We start from the raw sequence: 23,144 nt of genomic DNA on the forward strand, positions 1-23,144 counted from the left end.
ATTTTTATAACAGGGGTGAATTACGATGACTGAAACTTTAAAAACACTTATAATGCTTGATGCTACTTACGTTGTTATTGCAATTATGACAGTACTAGTATTTGTATACTTGGAATTAAAATCTCAGTAATATATGCTGGCGTAATCGACAGATTCAGCATTTAAATATAGTTAGAAGAACGAGAGGAGAAAATTATTTCTCCTCTCGTTTGTATTTCTACAATTTCTTATTTTAATAAATCCAATGTATGTAAAAGTAATCCCCTGTCTCCTACTTCCCCGTGACCAGGTACTACCAAATTTATATTTCTATATCGCTTCAGCATATTCTCAATCGATGTGGACCATTCATTTACGTACGCATCCGCAACATTTCCTAAATTTTTAGCTTCCGCAGATTTTACTAAACAGCCTCCAGCTAAAATTTGATATTGTGGCAACCAAACAACAATATTATCTTCTGTATGTCCTTTCCCTGGATAGAACGTTTCTACTTTTGTATTGCCAAACTTCAAACTCGTAATTGTTTGTAAATCTCCAAGCGGTTCTTCATATCCACTTTTCTTTGCTAGTTCTGCGGTTAATGCTGTACCATGCGCTTTAATGCCTCTTTCTTTCAACGTTTTTATTCCGCCAATTCGATTAGCGTGCGCATGTGTAATAACGACATCCGTTACGCACTTCTGAAATTTCTTTTCTACCATTTCTATTAGTTCCTTCGTTAATTTATCATCCCAAGAAGAATCAACAAGTACTAACCCTTTAGAAGTATTAAGAACTAGACCGTTCGAAGGAACTGCTTCTCCATTAAAATAACCTAACTCCGTATGAACCCATACATTCTTGTTTAACTGAGATATTGAAATGGTTCCCGTCTCATTTTTTATTACTTTTTGCTCTACCTTTTGTGATGCTTGTACAGAAGAAATCGTGCTAACAAATTGAGTTGTTCCTAGTAAACTTACACATAATCCTACTTTTAACAACGTATTCTTTTTCATGTTATCAACCCTTTCTTTCAAGCTAAATAGTTATTACCTATATTAGACAATTCATCTCAAATGTTTGTTCCATCTTCATTTGCATACTTTTATGTAATTAACAAAAAAGCGTACAAAATTTTGTACGCTTTAAAACTTAATCTTCCATTCCATAATTCTCAAACTCTTCCTCATTCCCATAAAACACATTTAAATCAATATACTTTTCTTTTCCATTATAACCACTTAATCTCCCACGGTTCGTGTATTGCCAAAACGTCCATTTTCTCTCATCAGATAAACTCGGTTTTGTAAGAACACTACGAATCCATATATCACATTTTGGATACGCATCCTTTATATATAAATCATACGCCTCTTGCGTTGCATATAATATTACTTTCTTATCGTAATGTTTTTCCAGCATTTCAATCATGACCGCCAACTCTTTCGTAACATCTTCACGCTTAGGCGGATTATCTTTTTTGTTAGCGTAAAACTCAACATCAATTACGGGTGGCAGTGCTTGTTTATATTTTGGAACAGTTCGTATAAATTGCTCTGCTTGTGTTTCACCCTTACTATCGAAACTAAAAAAATGATACGCTCCGATGCGCATATCTGTCTTATTCGCATTCGTCCAATTTTTCGAAAAGTACTCATCCACAAACGAGCTTCCTTCAGTCGCCTTTATAAACGCAAACTTCATATTTTGCTTTTCCAACTCTCTCCAATCTATATCCCCTTGATACGATGCGACATCTACACCTTTTATTTCATACTTATCAGCACTTATTTGATTCGGAATGAATATGCCTTGAAAAACTAAGTAAACGACAACACTTATTACACTAATTAAAGTAAAGATTCCTCCTATAAAAAGCTTCTTTTTCATTCATATCACCCATCTTTACAAATTAAAATTCTACTTACCATTCACGCTTTTTATTAATTTTCATTTTTTCTTCAAACGCCTTCTCTAAATCAACATTTAATTTATTTGCTAAATCACATACATTCCAAATTACATCAAACATTTCTAAACCGATCTCTCTTTTCGCATCTTGTATTGTATCACGCTTTAATATGACTTCCGCTAATTCACCTAATTCCGCCATCGTATATATGGTGCGCTCTTCAATTGTTGTATCTTGAAATCCTTTTTCTTTACTGAAATTTGATACATACCTCTGAAACTCCACAATATTCATACTTAATCTCCCCTCATTACCAATACTCCATTTTTCTATTACACTTAAAACCAAAATTATATTTTGTTAAATTATAACATTCGGACTATAATTTATTTATAGTCCATTAACGGAGGTGTTTGCAATGACTCTCTTCGCTTCCCCATCATTATTCATAGTGGCAATCCTTTCATTTGCACTAGCTTATTTCATTGGAGTAAAACAATACACTTGGCTCTTATCAGGATTCAACGAACGCCGCGTGCCTGATAAAGTGAAGTTATCAAAAATAGTTGGTCTTTATAATTTAGTTGCTGGTGTCATTGCCACAATCGGTAGTGTCTTCACTACTCCTAATGTCACGATCGTTATTCCTATCATTATAATTGGACACTTTATTATCGCCGCTTATGTAAATACACGCATGGTGCAGTGAAAAAAGATCACCCAAATGGATGATCTTTTTTATAATTTATCAACATATTGCTTCGCTTCTAGTAAGGAAAAACCAAAAGCTTCTCTTACTCTCTTAACTGCTGTAATTTTTTTGCCTTCTTCTACAAGCTGGCGTAGTTCTTTATTAATTTCAGGTTCTCTTTCTATAATTCCCATTTCTTTCGTAATTAATTGTAATCTATCTTCAATTCTCTTTAAACGCGCATCATTTTTCTTTTCAATTGTAGTTAATTTTTCAGCGATATAAATGAAACCAAAGGCTACTATCGGTATAACCATCCAGAATTCCATGAATGTTGCCCCTTACTAACTTTCATTTGTTTTATTTCACTAACTTATGTAAATTTTACCACTTCAAACATTTAATGTATAATACTACTATATCAAACTGTTAATAAAACCTATTATTTTAGGGGGACACTTTATGAAAAGATTTTTAAATACGTTACTTCAATTTGTAGTTCTTTCAATCGTGCTACATTTATTATTTGATATAGTTGGTTGGCTTGTTTTCAATGCACCAATTAAAAACAAACAAATCATTATTTCTTTAATAACACTCTCATGGGTTATGTACATGTACCGAGACAAATTTTTTCAAAAGTTCACTTCAAACTAACTAAAAAAAGAAAACACTTCATTGGTGAATGACGAAGTGTTTTCTTTTTTTTACTACTGTATAATAAAAATAATATTCTGTCTTTAAAGAAAGGAGTCACCATGAACTTAAAAAGTAGCAATATATACGAGAAAATGAATCAATATTCCGTTGCAGGTTTAAGCCTCGCTGTTATACGTAATGGCAAACTAGATGAAGCGACTGCCTTTGGAACACTTGAAGCTGGAACAACTAGAGCTGTTACTACAAATTCTCTCTTTAATTCTTGCTCTATCAGCAAATTCATCACTACAATGCTCGTACTAACATTATCAGAGCAAGGTATCGCATATTTAGATGAAGACGTAAATGATAAACTCACATCTTGGAACATTCCTACCAATCTATTTACTTCACAAAAAAGCATCACTTTGAGAAACTTATTAAGCCATCAATCTGGACTCATTGATCCACCTAATAGTTTTGAACATTATACACCTGCAAAAGGATTACCTAATATGTCTGAGCTCCTTTCCGGTAAAACACTATATTGCCCCGTACCTATAGAAGTAGCTTATAAACCAGAAAGTGAATTTCATTACTCGGACGCAAACTTTTGTATAATCGAGCTACTACTAGAAGATATTACAGGAAAATCATTTAATCAGTTATTAGAAGAACATATCTTCCAGCCACTACAAATGAAAAATAGTACACTCTTCTCTCCAAAAGACATAGATAAAACTGATGTTTTTGCTTGCGGCCATAATAAAGATGGAACTGTAGCAAATGAGAGATTTCCATTTTATCCATTCGCAGCTGCTTCAGGCATTTGGACAACACCAACTGACTTATCAGCTTTAGTCATTGAAATCATTCATTCCTTACCAGGAAAGGGCAAACTAAAACTTTCTCAAAAATTTGTACTAGACATGATTTCTCCTCAAGGTTGCTCAAAATGGACTGGATTAGGTGTTTTTCTAGATGATTCTAATGAAGAATTACAGATTTATTCACTCGGATGGGGCGTCGGATTTCAATGTATGATGGTTTGTTATCCATACTGTGGGGATGGTGCTGTTATTATGACCAATTCCGATTTAGGTGTTCATCAAATGGAAGGGATCATTGGTGAGGTTGTAAAAACGTTATCCTTATAATGAAAATAAAGAAGCTGTTCCTTCCAGCTTCTTTATCTATATAACATTTTTCGCAACAATTTTTATATGTTCTGGTGCGATAATTTCCGTTATACTTTCTTGGAAATCTTCCCGCAACATTTCTTCCAAATGTTCTAACTGCACTTCAACATGAGTGCATTCTAAATTATGTATATTTAACAGTGCATAATGATCTTTTTTCTTAATTACTAAATATTGATTTTCCTCTGTCACAAGTACAGAACCTAATCGAACTCCTAGTAAGCGTTGATCATCAAACTTCATAATTACTTCCCCTTTCTGCTTTAAAAATGTAATGACTACAAAAACCAATTTAAGGAAATAAATCCTATATTGACTATATCACACTTTAGTAAAATATAAATATCATATTTCCTTTTACTAAAAACCCCCTATTCTTTCATATATTTCGATACAAAAAACTTTCTCAACATAAAATTAGAATTTTCAGTTTTTATTCTTATGAAAATCAATTATAATAAAGTTAATAAATGTTTGACCTCTCCTAATTCATGTACATATGGATGATCAGTAGTCGCTGCTACTGATCTATTTTTTTGATTTCAGAAAGCAAATATGCTGCATCCTTTCCTACACCACAAATAAGTGCAGAACCCCTTTGAGATTGCCACGGCAATCCGATATAATACAATCCTTTTACTGGACTTATTCCCTTTATATGATTAGGAAATCCTTTCTCATTCACTGCTTGTTCAATTTCAATCCAATTATAATTTTGAACAAAACCAGTTGACCATATAACGCTTTCTGCACTATATGTTTCACCGTTCTGAAACATAATGTTATTTTCTGATGCACTTACTACTTTTTCCTGTAGTTGTATTGCTCCATTACGAATGAGTTCCTTACCTTCAAATCCAAAAATAGGATCCTTTCTCTTTTGAAACCATTTCCCCCTCTTTGTATTTACTTCGGCGTACAATAAACACAATTCTTCTAACCAATTGAAAATACTTTTTCTAAAAAGATGTAACGGTAAATACGTTAAAGGATGACTAATAGACATTGTAACTTCATGAGTCTTTGCAAGTTCTACTGCAATTTGCATTCCCGAATTTCCTCCACCTACTACTAGTACTTTTCCCTTAGGAATTTGTGATGGTGATTTATATTGTGATGAATGTATTTGATAAACATGCGATGAAAGATGTTGTGAAAATGAGGGGATGTACGGTTGCTGAAAACCACCTGATGCGATAATAACTTTTTTCGATTGTAAAATTTCTGTAGGAGTGTGCAATTCAAATATTTCTTCCTCCTTTCTTATTTTTATAACTTCCGTTTGCAATTGTACCGGTAGTTGAAAATACTGTGCATATTCTTCTAAATACATTGCAATTTCATTTTTATGTGGAAATTCATTCTTTTCTCCTTTTAATATCATCCCTGGTAAACTACTATATTCCCTTGGTGTAAAGAGCTGTAAAGAATCATATCTATTTCTCCATGAATCACCAATTCGGTTTCCTGCCTCGAGTAGTAAAAAATTATATTCTTCTTGCTTCAAGTAATGTCCCATTGTTAATCCAGCTTGACCCGCTCCAATAATAATTAGGTCTTTCATTCTAATCCCTCCTTCTCTTACATATGAATACTTGTTCATATGTTCATACGTTTCCATAATCATAACATTTTATTTTTATATAATTCAATATCTACTCAAAATAAAAAAGAGCAGTTTACCATAAAGTAAACTCCCCTTCATTCTATCTTCCCAGTCTTTAGCGCCTGTGCCCAGTCATATCTTTCTTGTTGAACAGCCAATTCAGCAGCTTCTTCCCAATTATAAGGAACTGAAATTTGTTCAATTGTCCATTCTCCCAAAACCTTTTCTATCACTACATATTTTGCATGCGGAGTTCCTGATTCCATTTTATGCATAACAGGTAACTCATCTTTGTATGCTGGAAGTCCTACACTTCCTGGATTTATAATGATCTTTCCGTTCGCTAAATAGACAACTCTAGGAATATGCGTATGTCCACACACTATTATTTTTTGTTCTATATTTTGGAGTTGATCCATTATATTTTTTTCATTCTTTAATATTGCACCATTTTCGTCCATCTCTTCTAATAAATACACCTCATCCGAAGTCGGCGTACCGTGACAACATAACATATCGTCTACAATAAATTGTGAAGGATGTTGTTTTAACCAACCTATATGATAATTTGTTAATTGATTTTGAACAAAAGTTAGTGTAGTAGATTGCTCTTGTATAGGTTCCCAAAGCATGCGATCACAATTGCCTTTAATATGTATCATCTCGCTATTCATTAATATTTCCATTGTCCCTAAAGGATCTAACGGCCCATACACACTATCTCCTAAATTTATTATCATTTCGACCTTGCGACGTGTAATATCTTTTAATACCGATTTTAAAGCGTGACTATTTCCGTGGATATCTGAAATTATAGCTATTTTCATCTTAATCCCTACTTTAATATATTATTTATAAACATCCGCAGCCAATTCCCTCAAAACTTCTACATTCACTACTTCAAAACAACCATTGTTTTTCTTGATTATATTTTTATCACAAAAGAGATTCAAAGTACGTAATAAATGCCGATAACTCGTTCCTAACAATTCCGCTATTTCCGTTAAATTCCCACTAAATACAATTCTATTTTCATGCTGAACTGCTCGTTCCCCTGCTGCTAACATGTAACTCGCAAGTCTATTTTCAAGCGGATACAATAAATTAATTGTACTGTTTTTTGAAAGTCGGTTTAATTTATGTGCTAATGATCCGCAAATACATCTTAAAAATTTCGCATCATGAAATAGCTTATTTCTCACTTTTCCTAAAGGTAACCCCACACAATACGAATCTGCCATCACTTGTACGTTTGAAGTGATTCTTTGAGAATGAATTAACTCCACATCTCCAAGTAACTGCAAACTATCGTAAAAACATAATAATACCGATTTCCCGTTACTTAATGTGTTAAACGCTTTTGCTTTTCCTTCAACAAAGAAATATAAATAATCTATCTCTTCATTTTCTCTACAAATAAACTCATTCTTTTTAAAAAATATAAGTTCCATATATGGCTTCATATCATGACTAAAAAATGAATCAATATTATTTTGCTTCATATACTCTGCTAATTTAATAGAATTACATACTTTCTTCATAGTCCCCCACCTTTACAACTCATCCCCATTGTAATCAAAATTTTCTTCTTCCACTATGACATATGTCATAACAATACACAATTTCAGCATGATACAGTCATTACAAATATGAAATATAAAGGGGATATTACATTGTATAACTTTCTTTCTGTCTTTATTGGTGTGCTCATCGCCGTTATGCTTCCATTGAATGGAATTTTATCCGAGTTAATTGGGAAGTATACAGCAAGCGTTGTCATTCACCTTGTCGGTTTAATTGCAGTTATTTTCATTTTAATCTTAAACAAACATAAAATTCATTTCGATAAAAGTATTCCGCTTTTTTTATATAGCGCTGGAGCAATTGGAGTATTCACTGTTCTTTTTAATAATATAAGTTTCTCCGTCCTCGGTGCCTCTATTACAATCGCGTTAAGTTTACTCGGTCAATCTATTACTTCCATCGTTATCGATCATTTCGGCTTATTAGGAATGAAAGTTGCAAAGTTTGAAAAGAAAAAACTAGTTGGATTGGCATTCATCTCTTCTGGGATTATTATCATGACAATATATTAATGGGGGCAAAAATATGTTATATATTACGATCGCTATTTTAGCTGGTGTTTCTATCGTCGTTGCTAGAATTATTAACGCGAATTTAGCAAAGGAAATTGGAAACTGGGAAGGCACGTTTTTCAATTATATTACTGGATTATTTTTCTCTATGTTATTTTTAATTTTCAGTTCAGATTCATTGTATATTCCTATTCATACGTTGCAATCTATTCCTATCGCCGTGTACTTAGGTGGATTAGTAGGCGTTATCGTTATTTCATTATCCAACTATATTACTCCTAAAATATCAGCCTTTTATTTAACATTACTCATCTTTATCGGACAATTATTTGCGGGGACTATTATTGATTTCTTCCTGACAAATGAACTCTCAATCGGTAAAGTTATTGGTGGCATTTTCGTATTAATTGGGCTCACTTACAATTTACTCATAGATCGCCCGATAAAAACTGTGAAGCATAACCAAGTTCAACTATAATACTTTACGCTTACCTATCATATATTAATAGAAAAGCTCTTCACACGAAGTAATAGAGAGGAGAAAACCCTATTAAAAAAATTATTTTATTGCTAGGTAGCGTATTAATTATTTCTGGAATTGTATGGTTTATAAACTCGGGAAAATCTATTCAAGATCTCTATACTGCAAATAAACCGAAAAAGAAAGCTACTATTATTTCAAGCTCGCGAGATCCAAATGAGCCCCCTGTTTTTTTAGGAAAACAGGAAATAAAAGATATACATGTAGAATCAATTAAAACAAAAAAGGATATCTTTCTCACAAAAACAGATGAATTAAAAACGTTTATTAACAGTATGAATACCGCAAAAAAAGGCAAATTAACATTAGATGAAGAAGGATCAGATTTAATAGATTGTGATATGTGGATTACTTTCGAAGATGGAACTTATAAAAAATATTTCGTATGGATAGTTGACCATCATAGTAACGAAGTGATGATTGCTCAGCAAGATACTCCTGATGATGTAAACCTTACGTACTATCAATTAAATGAAGATAGCTCAAAAAAGGTTTATAACTTATTTAAAAAAATTATTTAAACGAAAAAGTCATGAGCACGTAAGCTCATGACTTTTTGCACTATATATATTCCGGGAACACTTTACAGCTCTTTTCCTGCTCTATATCATGTCCAAAGAAAACAATTGGGTTCTCTTTCCTAACAATTTCTTTTAAACGCTTAATTGAAGATAAAGCTAATTCCGAATCAACCCCCGCGAACGGCACTTCATCTTCAAAATTCTCTTTCGTATACGATGCATCGATCGTTAATAACACTGGGCCAGAGTTTTCCGTCTCAATGAATAGTGACTGATGTCCTGGTGTATGTCCTGGTGTATACAATAATTGAACACCTGGTACGACTTCATAATCCCCTTCAATGATTTTGTAGTTTAAATTCGGCAATATACATTCTTTCAAATATTCTTCACTATGTTGTGCCGTCTCATATTCAGCACGCTGCACAAGAATCGGTGTATTTGTAAAAGTACCATTTCCCCCTGCATGATCAAAATGCAAGTGAGAACTAATAATATAAAGAAGGTCTTCCGGCTCATAACCAACGCGTTTTAAAATATTCACGATCCTATCTTCTTCAGTCATTTTCGGTAAAATCTGCCCTTCAATAAATGTACCGTCAAATAAATTTTCATTATTAACCGCACTTTCTGGCATACCTGTATCTACTAAAATTGGCCCTTCTTCTGTCTCCAATAAATAACACCATACTGGTAAGTTTAATAAATTCCCCGGTGTGAGCGTACTATTAACAGAAGAATGATCTAACATACAACGACCAGCTGGCACGAAATAAAGCTTCTTTACCGTCATTATGTATCCACCTTTACATTTCGTTTTGAATAAAACAATACAGTAAAAAATTCTACTTTTTAGAAATAAACTCCTTCTACTCTTTCATTCCAGCATACAAAAAAATGTACTTTTTACATAACAGCATTTCACCATCTATAATAAAGGAGTAAATGATTCTTACTTTAATGGAGGGACTACAAATGAAAGCAATTGGTTTACATGAATACTTACCTATTGAAGAAGAAAACAGTTTAATTGATATTGAAGTTGAAAGACCTGTTGCCGTAGGAAGAGATATACTTGTTAAAATTAACGCGATTTCCGTTAATCCAGTTGATGCAAAAGTTCGCTCTCCGAAAGATAAAAAAGAAGATGTAGCGAAAATACTTGGCTGGGATGCTAGTGGTGTTGTCGTACAAACTGGCGAAAGTTGTACGTTATTTAAAGAAGGCGATGAAGTGTTTTACGCTGGAAGTATTACGAGACAAGGTACATATAGTGAATACCACCTAGTTGATGAAAGAATCGTTGGTAAAAAACCTAAAACTTTAAGTGATACTGAATCTGCAGCAATTCCTTTAACAGCTATTACGGCGTGGGAAGGTTTATTCGAGCGTTTAGGCATTAATTACGCTAAGAAAAGCGAAAATACATTTAAAAACATTTTAATTATCGGCGGAGCTGGTGGTGTCGGTTCAATCGCAATTCAGCTTGCGAAATGGGCTGGATTAAATGTAATCGCAACTGCGTCTCGCGATGAAACGATAGCATGGGTGAAAAACTTTGGAGCTGACCATACAATTAACCATCATAAACCTTTAAAAGAGCAACTACAAAGCCTTGGATTCAACGATGTAGATTATATTTTCTGCTTAAATAATACAGATCAGCATTGGCAAGGTATAGGTGAAGTAATTAAACCACAAGGTAAAATTTGCTCTATCGTAGAAAATGAACATCCTCTTGAAATGGGCATTCTAAAAAGTAAAAGTGCGACCTTTGTTTGGGAGTTTATGTTCACAAAGCCGATGTATGAAACTGGTGATATGATTACGCAGCATGAACTATTAAATAAAGTGAGCGAATTATTAGATGAAGGTATGTTAAAGACCACTTTACATGAAACATTAGCACCAATTAACGCTGAAAACTTAAAGAAAGCACATGGACTACTTGAAAGCGGGCACACCATTGGAAAAATCGTATTAGAGAAATTTTAATCATGATAGTGACAGATAGTATGTGAAATTATATCAACGATTTTTCCAATATATCTACCACAAATCAAATTATATCAATAATTTGACAAGATATATCGATTTATCGACAAATAACAACAATAAGAAAAGGCTGTTCCAGATGAACAGCCTCTTCTTTATTTACTTGAAATTTCTTGATCATTTTGAGTATCTAATGGCGCTCGCTTCCCTATTCCGAAAGCATAGAAACTAATTGTAACGATAGCTAAGAAAACAATACCTACAACTAGTGAGATACGAGTATCATCGTTAAACCACATTCCGATTAATACCATAATTAAAAAGGCAATCGTTAAATAGTTTGTAACAGGAGCAAATGGCATTTTGAACGGATGATCTTTCATCTCTGCCCCTTTTTCTTTTCTAAAACGAATTTGACTAATTAAAATGACGAACCATGGTACCATACCTGGAAGTACACTCGCACTATACACATATACGAATAAGTTTTTTGGCGCAATATAACTTAAAACTACACCAACCGCTAAACCAATTATTACACCAACTGTACCAAATAATGGAACACCGTTACTAGAAATTTTCGTAAAGTATTTCGGTGCTTGTCCATTTACACCTAACGTATACAGCATACGTCCAGCACTATAAATACCACTATTACAACCAGACATCGCCGCTGTAATAACAACGAAGTTAATAAGTCCAGCAGCTGCCGTAATACCAACCTTCGCAAAAGTTGCCACGAACGGACTACCAATTGTACTTAATTGATCCCACGGATACACAGTTACAATAACGAAAATAGCACCAATATAGAATATTAAAATACGCCAAATTGTACTTTGAATCGCTCTTGTAAGTGTCTTCTTCGGATCTTTCGCTTCACCAGCAGTAATCCCAATTAATTCCACACCTTGATATGCTCCAACTACAAGTGATAATGCAAAGAAGAATCCTGAAAAACCACCTGTAAAGAAACCGCCATTTGACCAAAGATTAGATATGCCAATCGCTTCTCCGCCGTTACCAATTCCGAAGAAAATAAGGCCAAATCCAGCAATAATCATTAATAAAATTGTAACGATTTTAATCATCGCAAACCAAAATTCAAATTCACCAAATGACTTAACAGAAATTAAGTTAGCTGCACCAAGAATAACCATTGCAATCACACCTGGTATCCAAGCCGGTAGACCTGGGAACCAATATTGCATATACGCTCCAACTGCGATAATCTCTGACATCCCAACGATAACCCACTGGAACCAGTTACTCCACGCTGTCATATAACCAGCTAACGGGTGAATATACTTATGACCGAACGTCGCAAATGAACCTGTACTTGGTTCCATATACAACATTTCTCCCATGGCACGCATGATGAAGAAGATAAAAATACCTGCAATTGCATAGGCAAGCATTACTGACGGACCTGTCCACTTAATCGTGCTAGCTGAACCCATAAACAAACCAACACCAATTGTTCCGCCTAAAGCAATCATTTGAATATGACGTGCTTCTAAACCTCTTTTCAATTCTTTGTTTGCCACTTCACTTCCCCCTCTTAGATGATTCATAGCCGCATTTTAAAACAAGATGCTTTCCCCTAATTCCTTTTGGCCTGAAAATGATGAAGCAAACGTCATTTTACACTAGCTTTAAAGCTATCCTAAAATCGTTTTTTGCCTCTTACAAAATTCTCAAAACCTTTCATCTTCCAATATTCTATAAATCTTAAAATTACTTATTTTATATTAATTCATTTATCTGAAAAATTCAATTATTTTTTCAATAAATTAATATGCATAATGATGTTTAATTTTTAACTGAATTAGCAATAAAATACATCTATTCAAAATGGTGCCGATATGAATATTATTACAATATAAATAACCGAGGAGAGCAGTTCTCCCTCGGTTTCATATATCATATAACTCAATATTTATAGTTGCTAACGTATTTTAAAAGAATTTCATTCCTATTGCTACTACCATTTTCAAAATTTATTTTCATACTTTTTAAACACTCTATTAACATCTCAAACAAGAATATAATATATTAGTAAAGTTACATACCATATACACCCTTAGCAAGGATCTCCTTATCAAAGCGAACAAATTTACTCTGTACTTCCATTCCAGCTGCTTCATATACGCGAGGTGCGCCTGTAATATTTTCAGAATCTACATTCAGTTGAACTTTTAAAGTCCCTTCTTCGTACAATTGACTAAATGCATGGTTTAATAGTGATAATCCTAACCCTTGTTTCCGCTTAGAACATCTTATACCTAGATGCGTAATTTCAGCTTTATTATCAGTACCCTTTTTACTAAATATAAAACCAACTATCTCATCCCCAGCCATTGCTAGTGACCATAATGTAGGATGAAACCCATCTCTTTCAGTACGTTGCAAAAACTCTTCTAACGTAGAAGGTTGCGAATTCCAGTGCTCCGCAAAGGCTTCATTAAAAGCTTGATGTGATCTCCCATCATCCACACCCGGTATGTAATGTCGCACTGTAACCCCATTTGGCCATATTGGTGATGGAACATTCCCCTGCAATTCAATCCCCATCCCCCACCAAATACGAGTTGGAATAAAACCAGCTTCTTCTAACATTTTTTCCTCATAGAAATTATTTGCTTGTGTTACAATCGTGCCATTCGAGCAAGACGAATTACTAACAAGCTCCTTAGCCCACCCTTCAAGCTTTGACCATATTATTTGTTCAATACCTTGATTCATATAATTAGAATGAATAAGTACAGCAGATGGAAACTGTCTTTCACTCCCTGTCAAAATACCATAAGTAATTATTTCTTCTTCTTTCATAACAACGTAAGAACTTTTACTAACATCAATACCTTTCCATGAGTTCGTAATATCCTCTACCGTTGTATCAACTTCACCGTAAATGGCTTGATCATAAATTGTACATAGTTTTAAAATTTGTTGTAAATCTTCTTGTGTAGTTGCTTTAACATTTAGACCGTTCATATTGTACCTTCTTTCTTTTTAATTAACTTAATTTTAAAACTATTCTAATGATTTATTAAAAAATAATAAAAAAGAGCCTCATTTTCCAATGAGACTCTTTTCCTAATACATAATTAAACTGCTTTTTCAACTCGTTTACCAACAATAAACACCTTAGTAAACACCAACATGATAGCTACAATAGCTAGAAAATAAAGTGGCATCACCAGTAACGAGCCCGTATGAAGTTGACTCATTCCCCAAATTGTCACCGTCACTATTATATAGTACCCTAAGCTAAACAATGCTCCAGCTGTACCAATGACATCTTGAAAATCTACTAATGCTAAACTTAAACAGTTAGGTAATGCTACCCCAATTCCTAATAGCAATATAAACATCGCTACTAAAAATCCAATCATATATATTATGTTTGGATTTGATCCAACTGAAGTAATAATAGATAAAGCGACTGCTCCACCTGTCATTACAAAACAACCGATATATATAATTTTCTCTGGTTTATAAGTGGTAAGTAACCGCTTTGAAACTTTCGCTCCAATAATAGAAGCGGAAGCAACAACAATTCCTAGAAATCCGTACATACTAGGCGATAACTGAAAGTATTCAATAAAAATAAACGGCGCTTCTGCATAATAGCTAAATAACACGCCATTCGCTCCTCCAATTAATAGCCCATATGTTACTACTTTCGGATTTGTAATCAACCGTTTTAAAACAGAAAACACATTTATCTTATCCGTTACTGCACCCGTTTTTGTTTCTGGAAGAGAAACAAACGTATACAGCAAAATTCCGATACTCATAACTACTAAACTTAAAAATACTATTTTAAATCCAAACATTTGATCAAGAAAACCACCAATTAACGGTCCTATTGCTGGTGTAAAAGCAATGACTGCCGAAATTTGAGCAAACATAATGTGACGTTTATGCCCTTCTACACTTTCACGAAGAATCGTTTGCGTCACAACTGATCCTGCACTTGCTCCAAACGCCTGAATAAAACGACTTAACAATAAAAATTCAATGGAACTTGCAATAAAGCATAAGAAGCTCCCCGCGCCATATATGACAATTCCAAGTAACATCGCCGGGCGACGACCAATTATATCGGATAACCATCCAATAAAAAATACACCTAAAGCAAATCCAGCAAAATAAACACTAAGCGTTAACTGCACCTCATTATTACTTACATGTAACGCCTTTGAAATGTCTGGTAAAGACGGTGTATAAATTGTTTCACTAATTTGCGGAAATGCTACAAGAATAATCATTAACCAAAGTGATGGTACTGAGACTTTTTTCATTTTTCATACCCTCCTATAACTTTGAAAATCTCAGAAATAAAAAGACTTTCCTAAGCTACGGAACAGGAGGGGCCATTATAGAAATCCGATCATAAAACAACAAAGAAAACACCTCAATTACGTATGTTAATACTTATAGGAGGGTAATATTAACATTGATTTTTAAATATACTTTTTCAATTATATTACATATTATCTCTACTTTTCTAGTGTTGATGCCTTGATTATTTGTTAGAAGATTATCATTTTTATATTATCTGAAAACTAATTCATTTCGAAAAACAGTAAAAAGAGCTGATTCAAAATATAGTTTAAGTCAGCTCTTTTCTCTCTTTTTTAGTACTCTTATGCTGATCTATTTTGTTTTTCTCGTGTTGCAAATTGTTTTTCACTACGATTCCCCATAAATCTAAAACATAAAGATAGGTGCAATCAGAGAAAATTTAACAAAAATAATTTATGAAGCATTTGAAGATAAACTTTTATCTGGAGTAAGGCCTTTCCGTTAAATATAGCGTTTATAAAAGGGATTAGCCGTACATAAGACGAGCGCCTAAAATACAATTCTGTTAGAAAATTTTGCGCTATATTGTCTTTTATTTTATTTATGATAGCTGATTAATAACACATTCTAAAAATTTGTCTACCTTTTCTTTTGATGTCTCCGGCGCATGATAACCAATCGTAAATGTAAGTCTTCCATTATAAGTGCTTGCTCCCATTGAAAAGAATGGTGCATACATAATGGGTGATGTCATATACCCGTCCTCAGCTTGAATTTCACCAAACTGAATAGGTTCATCAGCGATCACCCCGAAATTTGTCAGTAATGGCAACGCCATCCCCATCTGTACAGCCTGCTCGTATTGCTGATTATACATTTCCTTCACCGTAGATAGCTTCATACCTGCCAGTATCTCCATTCCTGCCGCTGAAGAAAGACCTGGATTTTGGCCCTTTATTTTATCCATTGATTGTTTAACTCGAACAAGAGTCTGATTAAATGATTCATCATCTTCCATTTTAATCACTGGCATTTCCATTCCGGATAAGTTGCAAATAGCACCAGTCGTATAATTAGGCAGATATCGACGTAAATCAATTGTCAAACCGATCATTTTTTCTGCGGTGCGAGGTTCTGCATACACAGTGAAATGTGATAAAGTACGGAAGTATGCAGTCATGATTACATCATTCAAGGTAGCCTGTTGTGCTTTTGTCCATTTGGTTAGACATAGAGTTTGCTCACGGCTCAACCGCCCTACAGACATTTTTGGGGATTTATTTTTGTTGGGTTGAGATGGAAAAGACCATAACGATGCCTGCTGTTCTTGGTTAGGACGATACGCACTTTTTACGTCCGATATTCCAGCATATTTGAATACATGTGATTGATCTCGAAAACTCTCATTTCCCTCACCAAATTCCTTTATAATTTGATCCTTAGATCCTCCTAAGGAAAGGTGCGTATAAATTGCTCCAAGCAAATTAATATATTCCTTGACTCCTGCACCATCTGAACATAGATGAGATAATTTCACAACTAACATATCTGTTGTAGTGCCTCGTAATAATTTTGTTTGAACCATAGGCCCCTGAATACGATCACCAGGTTCCTTAATAAAATCTATTGCCATTATTTCAAGTTCTTGATCATTTCCTTCTGCAAAAAAGCAAATAGATGAGTTAGTGCCAGATGAATGTTCCTCCCAGTAAGGAGTATCATTTTCTACAAATCGGCTATTCAAAACTGGCTGCAATTGTAACGTTATCCTTACTGATTGTTCAAGTATTTCCTTTGATAGACCTACAGGAAAATAAAGAACCGCATTAATTTGTTGATCTGCAGAATAAAGACCTAATAAATAATTCATTCGATCTTGAGGTGTTACTGAATACTTTCCTTGTTCCATAATTTTGTCCCCCTTTTAAGATTTTTTGTATAACCTTATTCTCCATCTAGTTGTAACTTTTCTAGTCATTTTTCTTCAAAAGCTAATAATGCTTATTTTTTGAATTTTTTCACGAAAGCACCTTTTCCATACTGCTTCCATTCTTTTTGCAGCTCTTTGTAGGTGATATGCCCATTATTTTATTGTTATCGATATCCCCTACCTTTCAATAAAATCAAACAAAAACGTTTTAAGTCTATACATATACAAACATAATATAATAACGTTTACAAATTATCAATAAAACAAATAAATCATTTTTTATATCTGTTAATAAAAAACAATAATATAATACGTTTATGGATTACTTCATAAACACCAAACAAGACGCCACCCAAATCGTGGGAGCGCCTAGAATAATGCTACAAACTTAATGAAATCTATTTATCCTCACGTCATTTATTTCTTTGCTTCCATACCCCATTCTCTTTACGATAAGTATTCTTTCCATTCATGAATCCAGCTGTATTACCAGGAATGCTATATTTCTTATTTTTAGCCTTCTTCTTCATCCTCTTCTCTTCTTGAATAGCTTGTAAATCCACCTTCCATTGATTCAACAAATCCTTTTTACGTCGCATCGAATTTGTACCCCTAAGATTTAAATATAAATCTATTAATCATATTATATGAATTTTATTATTCTCTCAATACAAAAGAGGGCACCCTCGCCCAAGTGCCAAGAGATACATATATATTGAGATAACTAACACGCTAGAAAAGACTTCAACCGAATCAAGGCAACCCCTATTGATAATTGCTATTAATTTAATCATTAACAAATATATCTGACCCCTTCTTCAACATGTACGAGAAGCCCGAAATAAATACAACACTAAATATAATAATAGAAGACCACATATTAAAATGATATTCTTTACCTGCAACCAAATTATATATGTTATGGACCAAGAAATTAGCACCTATAATAATTCCACCTAACATTGAACTAATTAAAATGCTCATTAAATAAAACTTAAGCTTTTGAAACATTTCCCCTCTACCTCTTTTCTAAAATAAACTTTATTTAGGTTATCCTAGAAAATTATACCATTTAATTTCCGAATGTTATTAAAGCTATATTTTAATTAAGGTTATTTTAAGGAAGGCATCATTTATTCCAATATCTAGTTTGTTCAAATTTTCGTTTAACATGTACCAAATTATGTTTTTCCTTCTAAATAGACCAACAATATATTAAAATACTTTATATATCAAGGAGGTTTATCATGATCAACTTTCATAAAACATTCCCCATCTTAGGATTCTTTTTATTTTTATACAGTTTTATCAGCATCATTTTTTTATTACTATTCCTTAGCGTATAGTAACAACACGTATAAATATATGTTTAATGTGTAGTTTCTATATTAAAAAAGAAAAAACAATAGTTTTGGATGCTTTTCTAGTTTTATTTTAAGATACCTCTTTGTAATCTGTAATAATTTGCTGACTCTCATCATCATTATCAATTTCTTTTCTTAAGTATTCAAAGGTAATTTCGATTTCTTCCTTACTCTCATAATAAACCCCTTTTGTACTTTTAATTCCTGGGTCTAGTTGTTTTCCTCTGTCTTGAAGCGGGTTTATTTCTGCTCTTACGAAAAGGCTTTTTAGAATTTCAAAAGCCAGAAAAAAAGTTTTGGATTACACTCGAATCTTTAATTCTAATCGGAACAGCCTGGATGTTAATAGGACTTTTTATGTAACCTACATAATCAGTAAATCCCCTGAATAAAACTCCATATTCCGTCAACACTGTAGATGACATTAGATTTTTCTCCTTGCTTCCCCTTGGAGATGAGCAGTTAGCTTTTGCTAACTGCTCCTTTATTTATAACAAAAAGTAAGGTGAAAGTTACTCTCATTTTAATTAAACAACTTACTATCAATCCCCCTTCCTTTAAACCCTTGTTGCTAATGTAGTCATTCTTTTCTTATAAATTAAGCTTGCCACTGTTAAGTAATATTTGGTCATTGAGAAAAAATAAAAAGATAATGAATCGCAATTTTTTTACAAATCATCATCTTTTATTTTCCGTATTTTAACATTCTGTAAATGCATTAGCCCCAAAATAACGTACTTTTATAATTTGCCGATGATGAAGCTCATGACCAGCAATAATGTTTGCTAATGCACGAACCGTGACTTCAGAATTGTTCGCAATTCCCCTTTGTAACCAGGCATCTTTATCTAAACTTTTAAGTAAATGCACAGTAGATTGGCGAACAACTGTTAAATTCGTAAGAAGATCTTGCATAGCTTGCTTATCAAAAGCTGCTCTAAGAACATACATATCGTCATTATATCCAGGAAGTTCTGCTGTCTCACCTCTTGCTATGGACAGCAAACGATATACCATAATACGTTCAGTATCTGCAATATGACCGATTACTTCTTTTATACTCCATTTATTAGGAGCATATCGAAAATGTCCCTCACTATCAGAAATATCCTTCAATAAAAGATTCGTTTCCTTCATTTGTTGCTCTAGAATATGTATGATATCTCCATCTGGTACTAATTTTATGTACGTTGAATAGTATGGGTTATATTCATTTGTTCCTGGTCTCTTTTGCATACTTATCCTCCTCAGTATTTCATTTACACCCTACCTCAAAATGTTATCACATTAATCTAATTATTTGAATTACAAAACAAACGGTCTCCACATATGTTCATCAACTTAAGGTAAGTGGTTTGATTCTATTACAAAGTTTTCTACATGAGGCTACAATCTAGAACATTTTTCAACAGATCCATATTGTTCTAGTAGTAATTAAAAATTTTAAAACTAAAAAAGGACTCTATTTATGTAGGTCTGTTTTTCAGTATTTATAATTGATTTGTATCTAAAAATAAACTTTCTATACGTATACATGCATAGTATGTTTTATCTAACTGCTATATGCTTTGTGCCAATTATAATATGAAGGACCTAAATACTCTTTTCGTTGACAAATAATGCTCGGTTCTCATAGTATCCATTCCTAATTGGATTTAGTTTATAAAACTCGTTTAGCACATTGTTTCAGTTTTTTTGCAAAAAATAGGTTCGTCCTCCACCTTCATTTAACGCTTGGAGGAAAGCAATTTCCCATTCGTATAATAAAAAGAGGGAGAATTGCCCCTCTTTCGTTTATATCGAACTATTTCACAAGACTAAATCATCCCTTTTAATATCAATCCTAAAACTGACATTACTATCGCACTAATAATAATTCGCAAAATCCAAGTTGTGTTTGTACTTATTTTCTCTAATTGCTTATTGATTGTTGCTATGTCTTTCTCATTAATAGTGGTACGCGTTTCTAAAGTACGTATGTCTCTCATAATTTCTTTTTGCTCTGCTTTTAGGCTGTCAATTTTCGCGTAAACATCTTCCATATATTCACACCCTCTGTTCATCTTAATAGAAAAATTTATATATATTATGAGACAACCCTCTTACCCGTGAATACATTCCGTATATTCGCGTACCAAATTATTTGTACAATCTAATTGAATTATTTACACATTTCCATGTTCTGTATAAATAAGTATTTAAATAACATGCGATATGAATAAGTATTGAATTATTCTACTTTCATAACGTATCCTGAACACTCTTTATATGCCGTTTCATAAAGACTTTCATCTTATTTAAAGGCTTTTTTATTTCTTTAATAACAAACAAGGTGCAATCCAACATACGGGAGCACCCACAATAATTACTATTATTTAAATCACCATTCTCATATTTACAACTCATTATAGTCAGTATAATTTTCTGAAGAAATTCTCTTTTTTAGCTGCTTAATGTAAACTAATATTAATTCGAAATAACTGTAATGATAAACTTTCTAGAACAATAAATATACTAGCTGAAACAGACCTATAGCCTATATTTTTTCCAGTAACATTAATGGTGATTTCAGCTAAATTCGTTTGAATATTATTTCCCTCAAAAATCTTATCTTCAACCTTTACAATATCTGCTTCACAATCCACTTCTTTGAAGGTTTTCAGTAATTTTCTTTCTAATAAACTAAAATCAAAATTTTCATCTTTTACTACATCAAATTTAATCTTCATATTGATTTCCTCATTTTTAATAAATTAAAATCATTAAATCAATATAAATATATATTATTCTATTAGTTAATTCAAAATATACGCTTCATATGTATCATTTCTAAATATCATTTCTAATGAATTAAGTGCAAAAGAAACGAAATAAACAAAGTCTCTCTTTCAACCACTTAACCAATTAATTTAGAATCCCCCTTGTGTCCAATGACTAAAATTTTTTCATTTTAAACCCGTAGATTCTGAGAATTTCTTGTTTTAACATTACTAAACCACTTCACGCATTCTGTAGCATTGGTAATAACAATATAATGAAGCAGATTAATATTAGGAGTACCACTTATGTTTAATATAATGCGGCTCTAGATTATTTTGCTCATTGCTGCTTTTTTATTTCTCACTTGAAGCTTATGTAATAATACATATTTCAAATAAATTATCATCTTCCCCGTATTTTTATGATTGATTTTTTGTTCATAAATTCGTAACACATATACATGAGTTATCATGCTAAAATTAGTTTATTCGAAAAAATTATTCTTAATGAATCAATAATTTTTAATACCCTGTTTAAAGCCTCGCCCCCCTGCGAGGCTTTTCCTATTTAACTAGAGTAGTAGTTGTGCTGTTACGCATTCCTATCTTTAGCTATATACTATAATTAACACTGCATGTTCATTTTAACTTTTCAGTATCAGCACACGTAAAATTCTCTCCTGCACCATTTGATTTACAAATTTTATTTATCGATTTTTCGGTTATTTTTTCATTTTCATTAGAAACTCGGTCTAAATCCATTCGAAATACTTGTTCCGGATTCTCCTTTGAATTTCCTTCAATATGAATTGTACGATCGAACATCTCAGCCGTGAAGCTGCTAGATGTATTTATCATTTCCACTCCATTATTTTCACCTACATAGCGTTCAACTACTTTTTCAGCTGCCTTTAATTGCTGAGATGTAGGATACGGTATAGATTCCGCTAAAATAACTACACCTACTAAATAAGTAATATACAAACCACCTGCAAACAAGATAACTTTTTTTACTGTTTTATTAATCATGCTCTAACTCCTTTTTCTTCTTTTGCTATTAAGATATATAACTTTCCTAATTTCTATCAATTTCTTTTTAGTACATAACATTCGTTTTACATTTTATAAAAAGCACCTCTCTTGCTAATTTTCAATTTGATATTAACACTGTATTTATCGTTTTTCAATAAATAATTATTATATAACATTTTATTTTTACTGTTTTTTAGTTTTAGTTAAATCTAAAAACAACCGATTTATTTAATTGCACTACATCATCAGCAAGTTTAAAAATTTGTTAATCACTAAAATAAAAAAGAGCAACTATATGTAAATACCCCTCGTTATATCTATGTAGGTTAGTCGTTTAGCTTCAGCACTCACTCTATCTGAGAATACTTTACCGAATATTCAATCTAATGTTAAAATTGACTCAATTAGTATTTTTGTCTATCACTGTATAAAAAAAGTACAATAAAGAAAAGTCAGTACTTTCACAGTTAAGTAAACGCAAACTTGTTCTTCTATCTACTTACTATTTAAGGTTAATAGTGACATAACCAGCTCAAAAAATTCGACTTAAATTCATTAAT

The 23,144-nt window shown here is 32.7% G+C and carries 26 protein-coding genes; 7 read left to right on the plus strand and 19 right to left on the minus strand.

Annotated features, from left to right (window positions below):
* Window positions 1-227 precede the first annotated feature (227 nt).
* The 3 genes from bla2 to ACS2MN_RS10555 form a co-directional block, all read right to left on the minus strand.
* Window positions 228-1,001 carry a BcII family subclass B1 metallo-beta-lactamase gene (gene bla2 / locus ACS2MN_RS10545; RefSeq protein WP_200203186.1) on the minus strand — a complete coding sequence of 258 codons (774 nt, stop codon included), beginning with the start codon at window positions 999-1,001 and terminating at the stop codon, window positions 228-230.
* Window positions 1,002-1,137: 136 nt separating this feature from the next.
* Window positions 1,138-1,875, minus strand: a complete 738-nt coding sequence (locus ACS2MN_RS10550; protein ID WP_000727669.1) for a glycoside hydrolase family 25 protein — start codon at window positions 1,873-1,875, stop codon at window positions 1,138-1,140.
* A gap of 34 nt (window positions 1,876-1,909) precedes the next feature.
* Window positions 1,910-2,191 (minus strand): MazG nucleotide pyrophosphohydrolase domain-containing protein, encoded by a 282-nt coding sequence (locus tag ACS2MN_RS10555; RefSeq protein ID WP_001028133.1) that lies wholly within the window; start codon window positions 2,189-2,191, stop codon window positions 1,910-1,912.
* A 124-nt stretch (window positions 2,192-2,315) separates the two neighbouring features.
* On the opposite strand from ACS2MN_RS10555, the gene ACS2MN_RS10560 reads away from it, so the two are divergent.
* A complete protein-coding gene (locus ACS2MN_RS10560; RefSeq protein WP_000171769.1) occupies window positions 2,316-2,606 on the plus strand; it encodes a DUF3784 domain-containing protein in 291 nt (96 codons plus the stop codon).
* A 29-nt stretch (window positions 2,607-2,635) separates the two neighbouring features.
* Here ACS2MN_RS10560 and ACS2MN_RS10565 read toward each other — a convergent pair whose 3' ends face one another.
* A complete protein-coding gene (locus ACS2MN_RS10565; protein WP_000397728.1) occupies window positions 2,636-2,917 on the minus strand; it encodes a hypothetical protein in 282 nt (93 codons plus the stop codon).
* A gap of 133 nt (window positions 2,918-3,050) precedes the next feature.
* On the opposite strand from ACS2MN_RS10565, the gene ACS2MN_RS10570 reads away from it, so the two are divergent.
* Both ACS2MN_RS10570 and ACS2MN_RS10575 read left to right on the plus strand, forming a co-directional pair.
* Window positions 3,051-3,245 (plus strand): hypothetical protein, encoded by a 195-nt coding sequence (locus ACS2MN_RS10570; RefSeq protein WP_000819662.1) that lies wholly within the window; start codon window positions 3,051-3,053, stop codon window positions 3,243-3,245.
* A 101-nt stretch (window positions 3,246-3,346) separates the two neighbouring features.
* Window positions 3,347-4,384 (plus strand): serine hydrolase domain-containing protein, encoded by a 1,038-nt coding sequence (locus ACS2MN_RS10575; protein ID WP_346994473.1) that lies wholly within the window; start codon window positions 3,347-3,349, stop codon window positions 4,382-4,384.
* A gap of 36 nt (window positions 4,385-4,420) precedes the next feature.
* Here ACS2MN_RS10575 and ACS2MN_RS10580 read toward each other — a convergent pair whose 3' ends face one another.
* The 4 genes from ACS2MN_RS10580 to yeiL all read right to left on the minus strand — a co-directional run bounded on the left by ACS2MN_RS10580 (window position 4,421) and on the right by yeiL (window position 7,573).
* Window positions 4,421-4,669 (minus strand): hypothetical protein, encoded by a 249-nt coding sequence (locus ACS2MN_RS10580; RefSeq protein WP_000666948.1) that lies wholly within the window; start codon window positions 4,667-4,669, stop codon window positions 4,421-4,423.
* Window positions 4,670-4,946: 277 nt separating this feature from the next.
* On the minus strand, window positions 4,947-5,990 hold the full coding sequence (locus tag ACS2MN_RS10585) for a flavin-containing monooxygenase (RefSeq protein ID WP_346994472.1): 1,044 nt from the start codon (window positions 5,988-5,990) through the stop codon (window positions 4,947-4,949).
* A gap of 137 nt (window positions 5,991-6,127) precedes the next feature.
* Window positions 6,128-6,859 (minus strand): metallophosphoesterase family protein, encoded by a 732-nt coding sequence (locus ACS2MN_RS10590; RefSeq protein ID WP_098805584.1) that lies wholly within the window; start codon window positions 6,857-6,859, stop codon window positions 6,128-6,130.
* 21 nt (window positions 6,860-6,880) lie between these two features.
* Window positions 6,881-7,573, minus strand: a complete 693-nt coding sequence (gene yeiL / locus ACS2MN_RS10595) for a transcriptional regulator YeiL (protein WP_000754839.1) — start codon at window positions 7,571-7,573, stop codon at window positions 6,881-6,883.
* Window positions 7,574-7,681: 108 nt separating this feature from the next.
* Here yeiL and ACS2MN_RS10600 point away from each other — a divergent pair, with 108 nt between their 5' ends.
* The 3 genes from ACS2MN_RS10600 to ACS2MN_RS10610 all read left to right on the plus strand — a co-directional run bounded on the left by ACS2MN_RS10600 (window position 7,682) and on the right by ACS2MN_RS10610 (window position 9,190).
* Window positions 7,682-8,128, plus strand: a complete 447-nt coding sequence (locus ACS2MN_RS10600) for a DMT family transporter (RefSeq protein ID WP_346994471.1) — start codon at window positions 7,682-7,684, stop codon at window positions 8,126-8,128.
* Window positions 8,129-8,141: 13 nt separating this feature from the next.
* Complete coding sequence (locus tag ACS2MN_RS10605; protein ID WP_000965812.1) at window positions 8,142-8,606, plus strand: DMT family transporter; 465 nt, start codon at window positions 8,142-8,144, stop codon at window positions 8,604-8,606.
* A gap of 89 nt (window positions 8,607-8,695) precedes the next feature.
* Window positions 8,696-9,190: a hypothetical protein gene (locus tag ACS2MN_RS10610; protein ID WP_000901704.1), complete on the plus strand. Its 495-nt coding sequence runs from the start codon at window positions 8,696-8,698 to the stop codon at window positions 9,188-9,190.
* Window positions 9,191-9,230: 40 nt separating this feature from the next.
* Here ACS2MN_RS10610 and aiiA read toward each other — a convergent pair whose 3' ends face one another.
* On the minus strand, window positions 9,231-9,983 hold the full coding sequence (gene aiiA, locus ACS2MN_RS10615; protein ID WP_346994470.1) for a quorum-quenching N-acyl homoserine lactonase AiiA: 753 nt from the start codon (window positions 9,981-9,983) through the stop codon (window positions 9,231-9,233).
* Window positions 9,984-10,165: 182 nt separating this feature from the next.
* Between aiiA and ACS2MN_RS10620 the strand changes: the two genes are divergently transcribed.
* Complete coding sequence (locus ACS2MN_RS10620) at window positions 10,166-11,185, plus strand: zinc-binding alcohol dehydrogenase family protein (RefSeq protein ID WP_346994469.1); 1,020 nt, start codon at window positions 10,166-10,168, stop codon at window positions 11,183-11,185.
* 155 nt (window positions 11,186-11,340) lie between these two features.
* Here ACS2MN_RS10620 and ACS2MN_RS10625 read toward each other — a convergent pair whose 3' ends face one another.
* The 10 genes from ACS2MN_RS10625 to ACS2MN_RS10670 form a co-directional block, all read right to left on the minus strand.
* Window positions 11,341-12,732, minus strand: coding sequence for an amino acid permease (locus tag ACS2MN_RS10625; RefSeq protein WP_001284434.1), 1,392 nt, complete (start codon window positions 12,730-12,732; stop codon window positions 11,341-11,343).
* A gap of 517 nt (window positions 12,733-13,249) precedes the next feature.
* Window positions 13,250-14,182 carry a GNAT family N-acetyltransferase gene (locus ACS2MN_RS10630; protein ID WP_346994468.1) on the minus strand — a complete coding sequence of 311 codons (933 nt, stop codon included), beginning with the start codon at window positions 14,180-14,182 and terminating at the stop codon, window positions 13,250-13,252.
* Between the two features lie 113 nt (window positions 14,183-14,295).
* The gene (locus ACS2MN_RS10635; RefSeq protein ID WP_346994467.1) at window positions 14,296-15,495 is read right to left on the minus strand and encodes a multidrug effflux MFS transporter; all 1,200 of its coding nucleotides are present in this window, start codon (window positions 15,493-15,495) and stop codon (window positions 14,296-14,298) included.
* A gap of 605 nt (window positions 15,496-16,100) precedes the next feature.
* Entirely contained in the window at window positions 16,101-17,408 is a 1,308-nt protein-coding gene (locus tag ACS2MN_RS10640; RefSeq protein ID WP_000434827.1) for a condensation domain-containing protein, read from the minus strand.
* A gap of 434 nt (window positions 17,409-17,842) precedes the next feature.
* Window positions 17,843-18,028, minus strand: a complete 186-nt coding sequence (locus ACS2MN_RS10645; protein ID WP_346994466.1) for a hypothetical protein — start codon at window positions 18,026-18,028, stop codon at window positions 17,843-17,845.
* Between the two features lie 187 nt (window positions 18,029-18,215).
* The gene (locus tag ACS2MN_RS10650; protein WP_000486800.1) at window positions 18,216-18,440 is read right to left on the minus strand and encodes a hypothetical protein; all 225 of its coding nucleotides are present in this window, start codon (window positions 18,438-18,440) and stop codon (window positions 18,216-18,218) included.
* A gap of 1,052 nt (window positions 18,441-19,492) precedes the next feature.
* On the minus strand, window positions 19,493-20,029 hold the full coding sequence (locus tag ACS2MN_RS10655) for a DinB family protein (protein WP_346994465.1): 537 nt from the start codon (window positions 20,027-20,029) through the stop codon (window positions 19,493-19,495).
* Window positions 20,030-20,610: 581 nt separating this feature from the next.
* Window positions 20,611-20,835, minus strand: a complete 225-nt coding sequence (locus tag ACS2MN_RS10660) for a hemolysin XhlA family protein (RefSeq protein ID WP_000390466.1) — start codon at window positions 20,833-20,835, stop codon at window positions 20,611-20,613.
* Window positions 20,836-21,243: 408 nt separating this feature from the next.
* A complete protein-coding gene (locus tag ACS2MN_RS10665) occupies window positions 21,244-21,522 on the minus strand; it encodes a hypothetical protein (protein ID WP_000693590.1) in 279 nt (92 codons plus the stop codon).
* 669 nt (window positions 21,523-22,191) lie between these two features.
* On the minus strand, window positions 22,192-22,581 hold the full coding sequence (locus ACS2MN_RS10670; RefSeq protein ID WP_087948764.1) for a hypothetical protein: 390 nt from the start codon (window positions 22,579-22,581) through the stop codon (window positions 22,192-22,194).
* Window positions 22,582-23,144 lie beyond the last annotated feature (563 nt).

The organism is Bacillus cereus group sp. BceL062 (assembly GCF_051780025.1).
GTDB classification, from domain to species: domain Bacteria; phylum Bacillota; class Bacilli; order Bacillales; family Bacillaceae_G; genus Bacillus_A; species Bacillus_A toyonensis.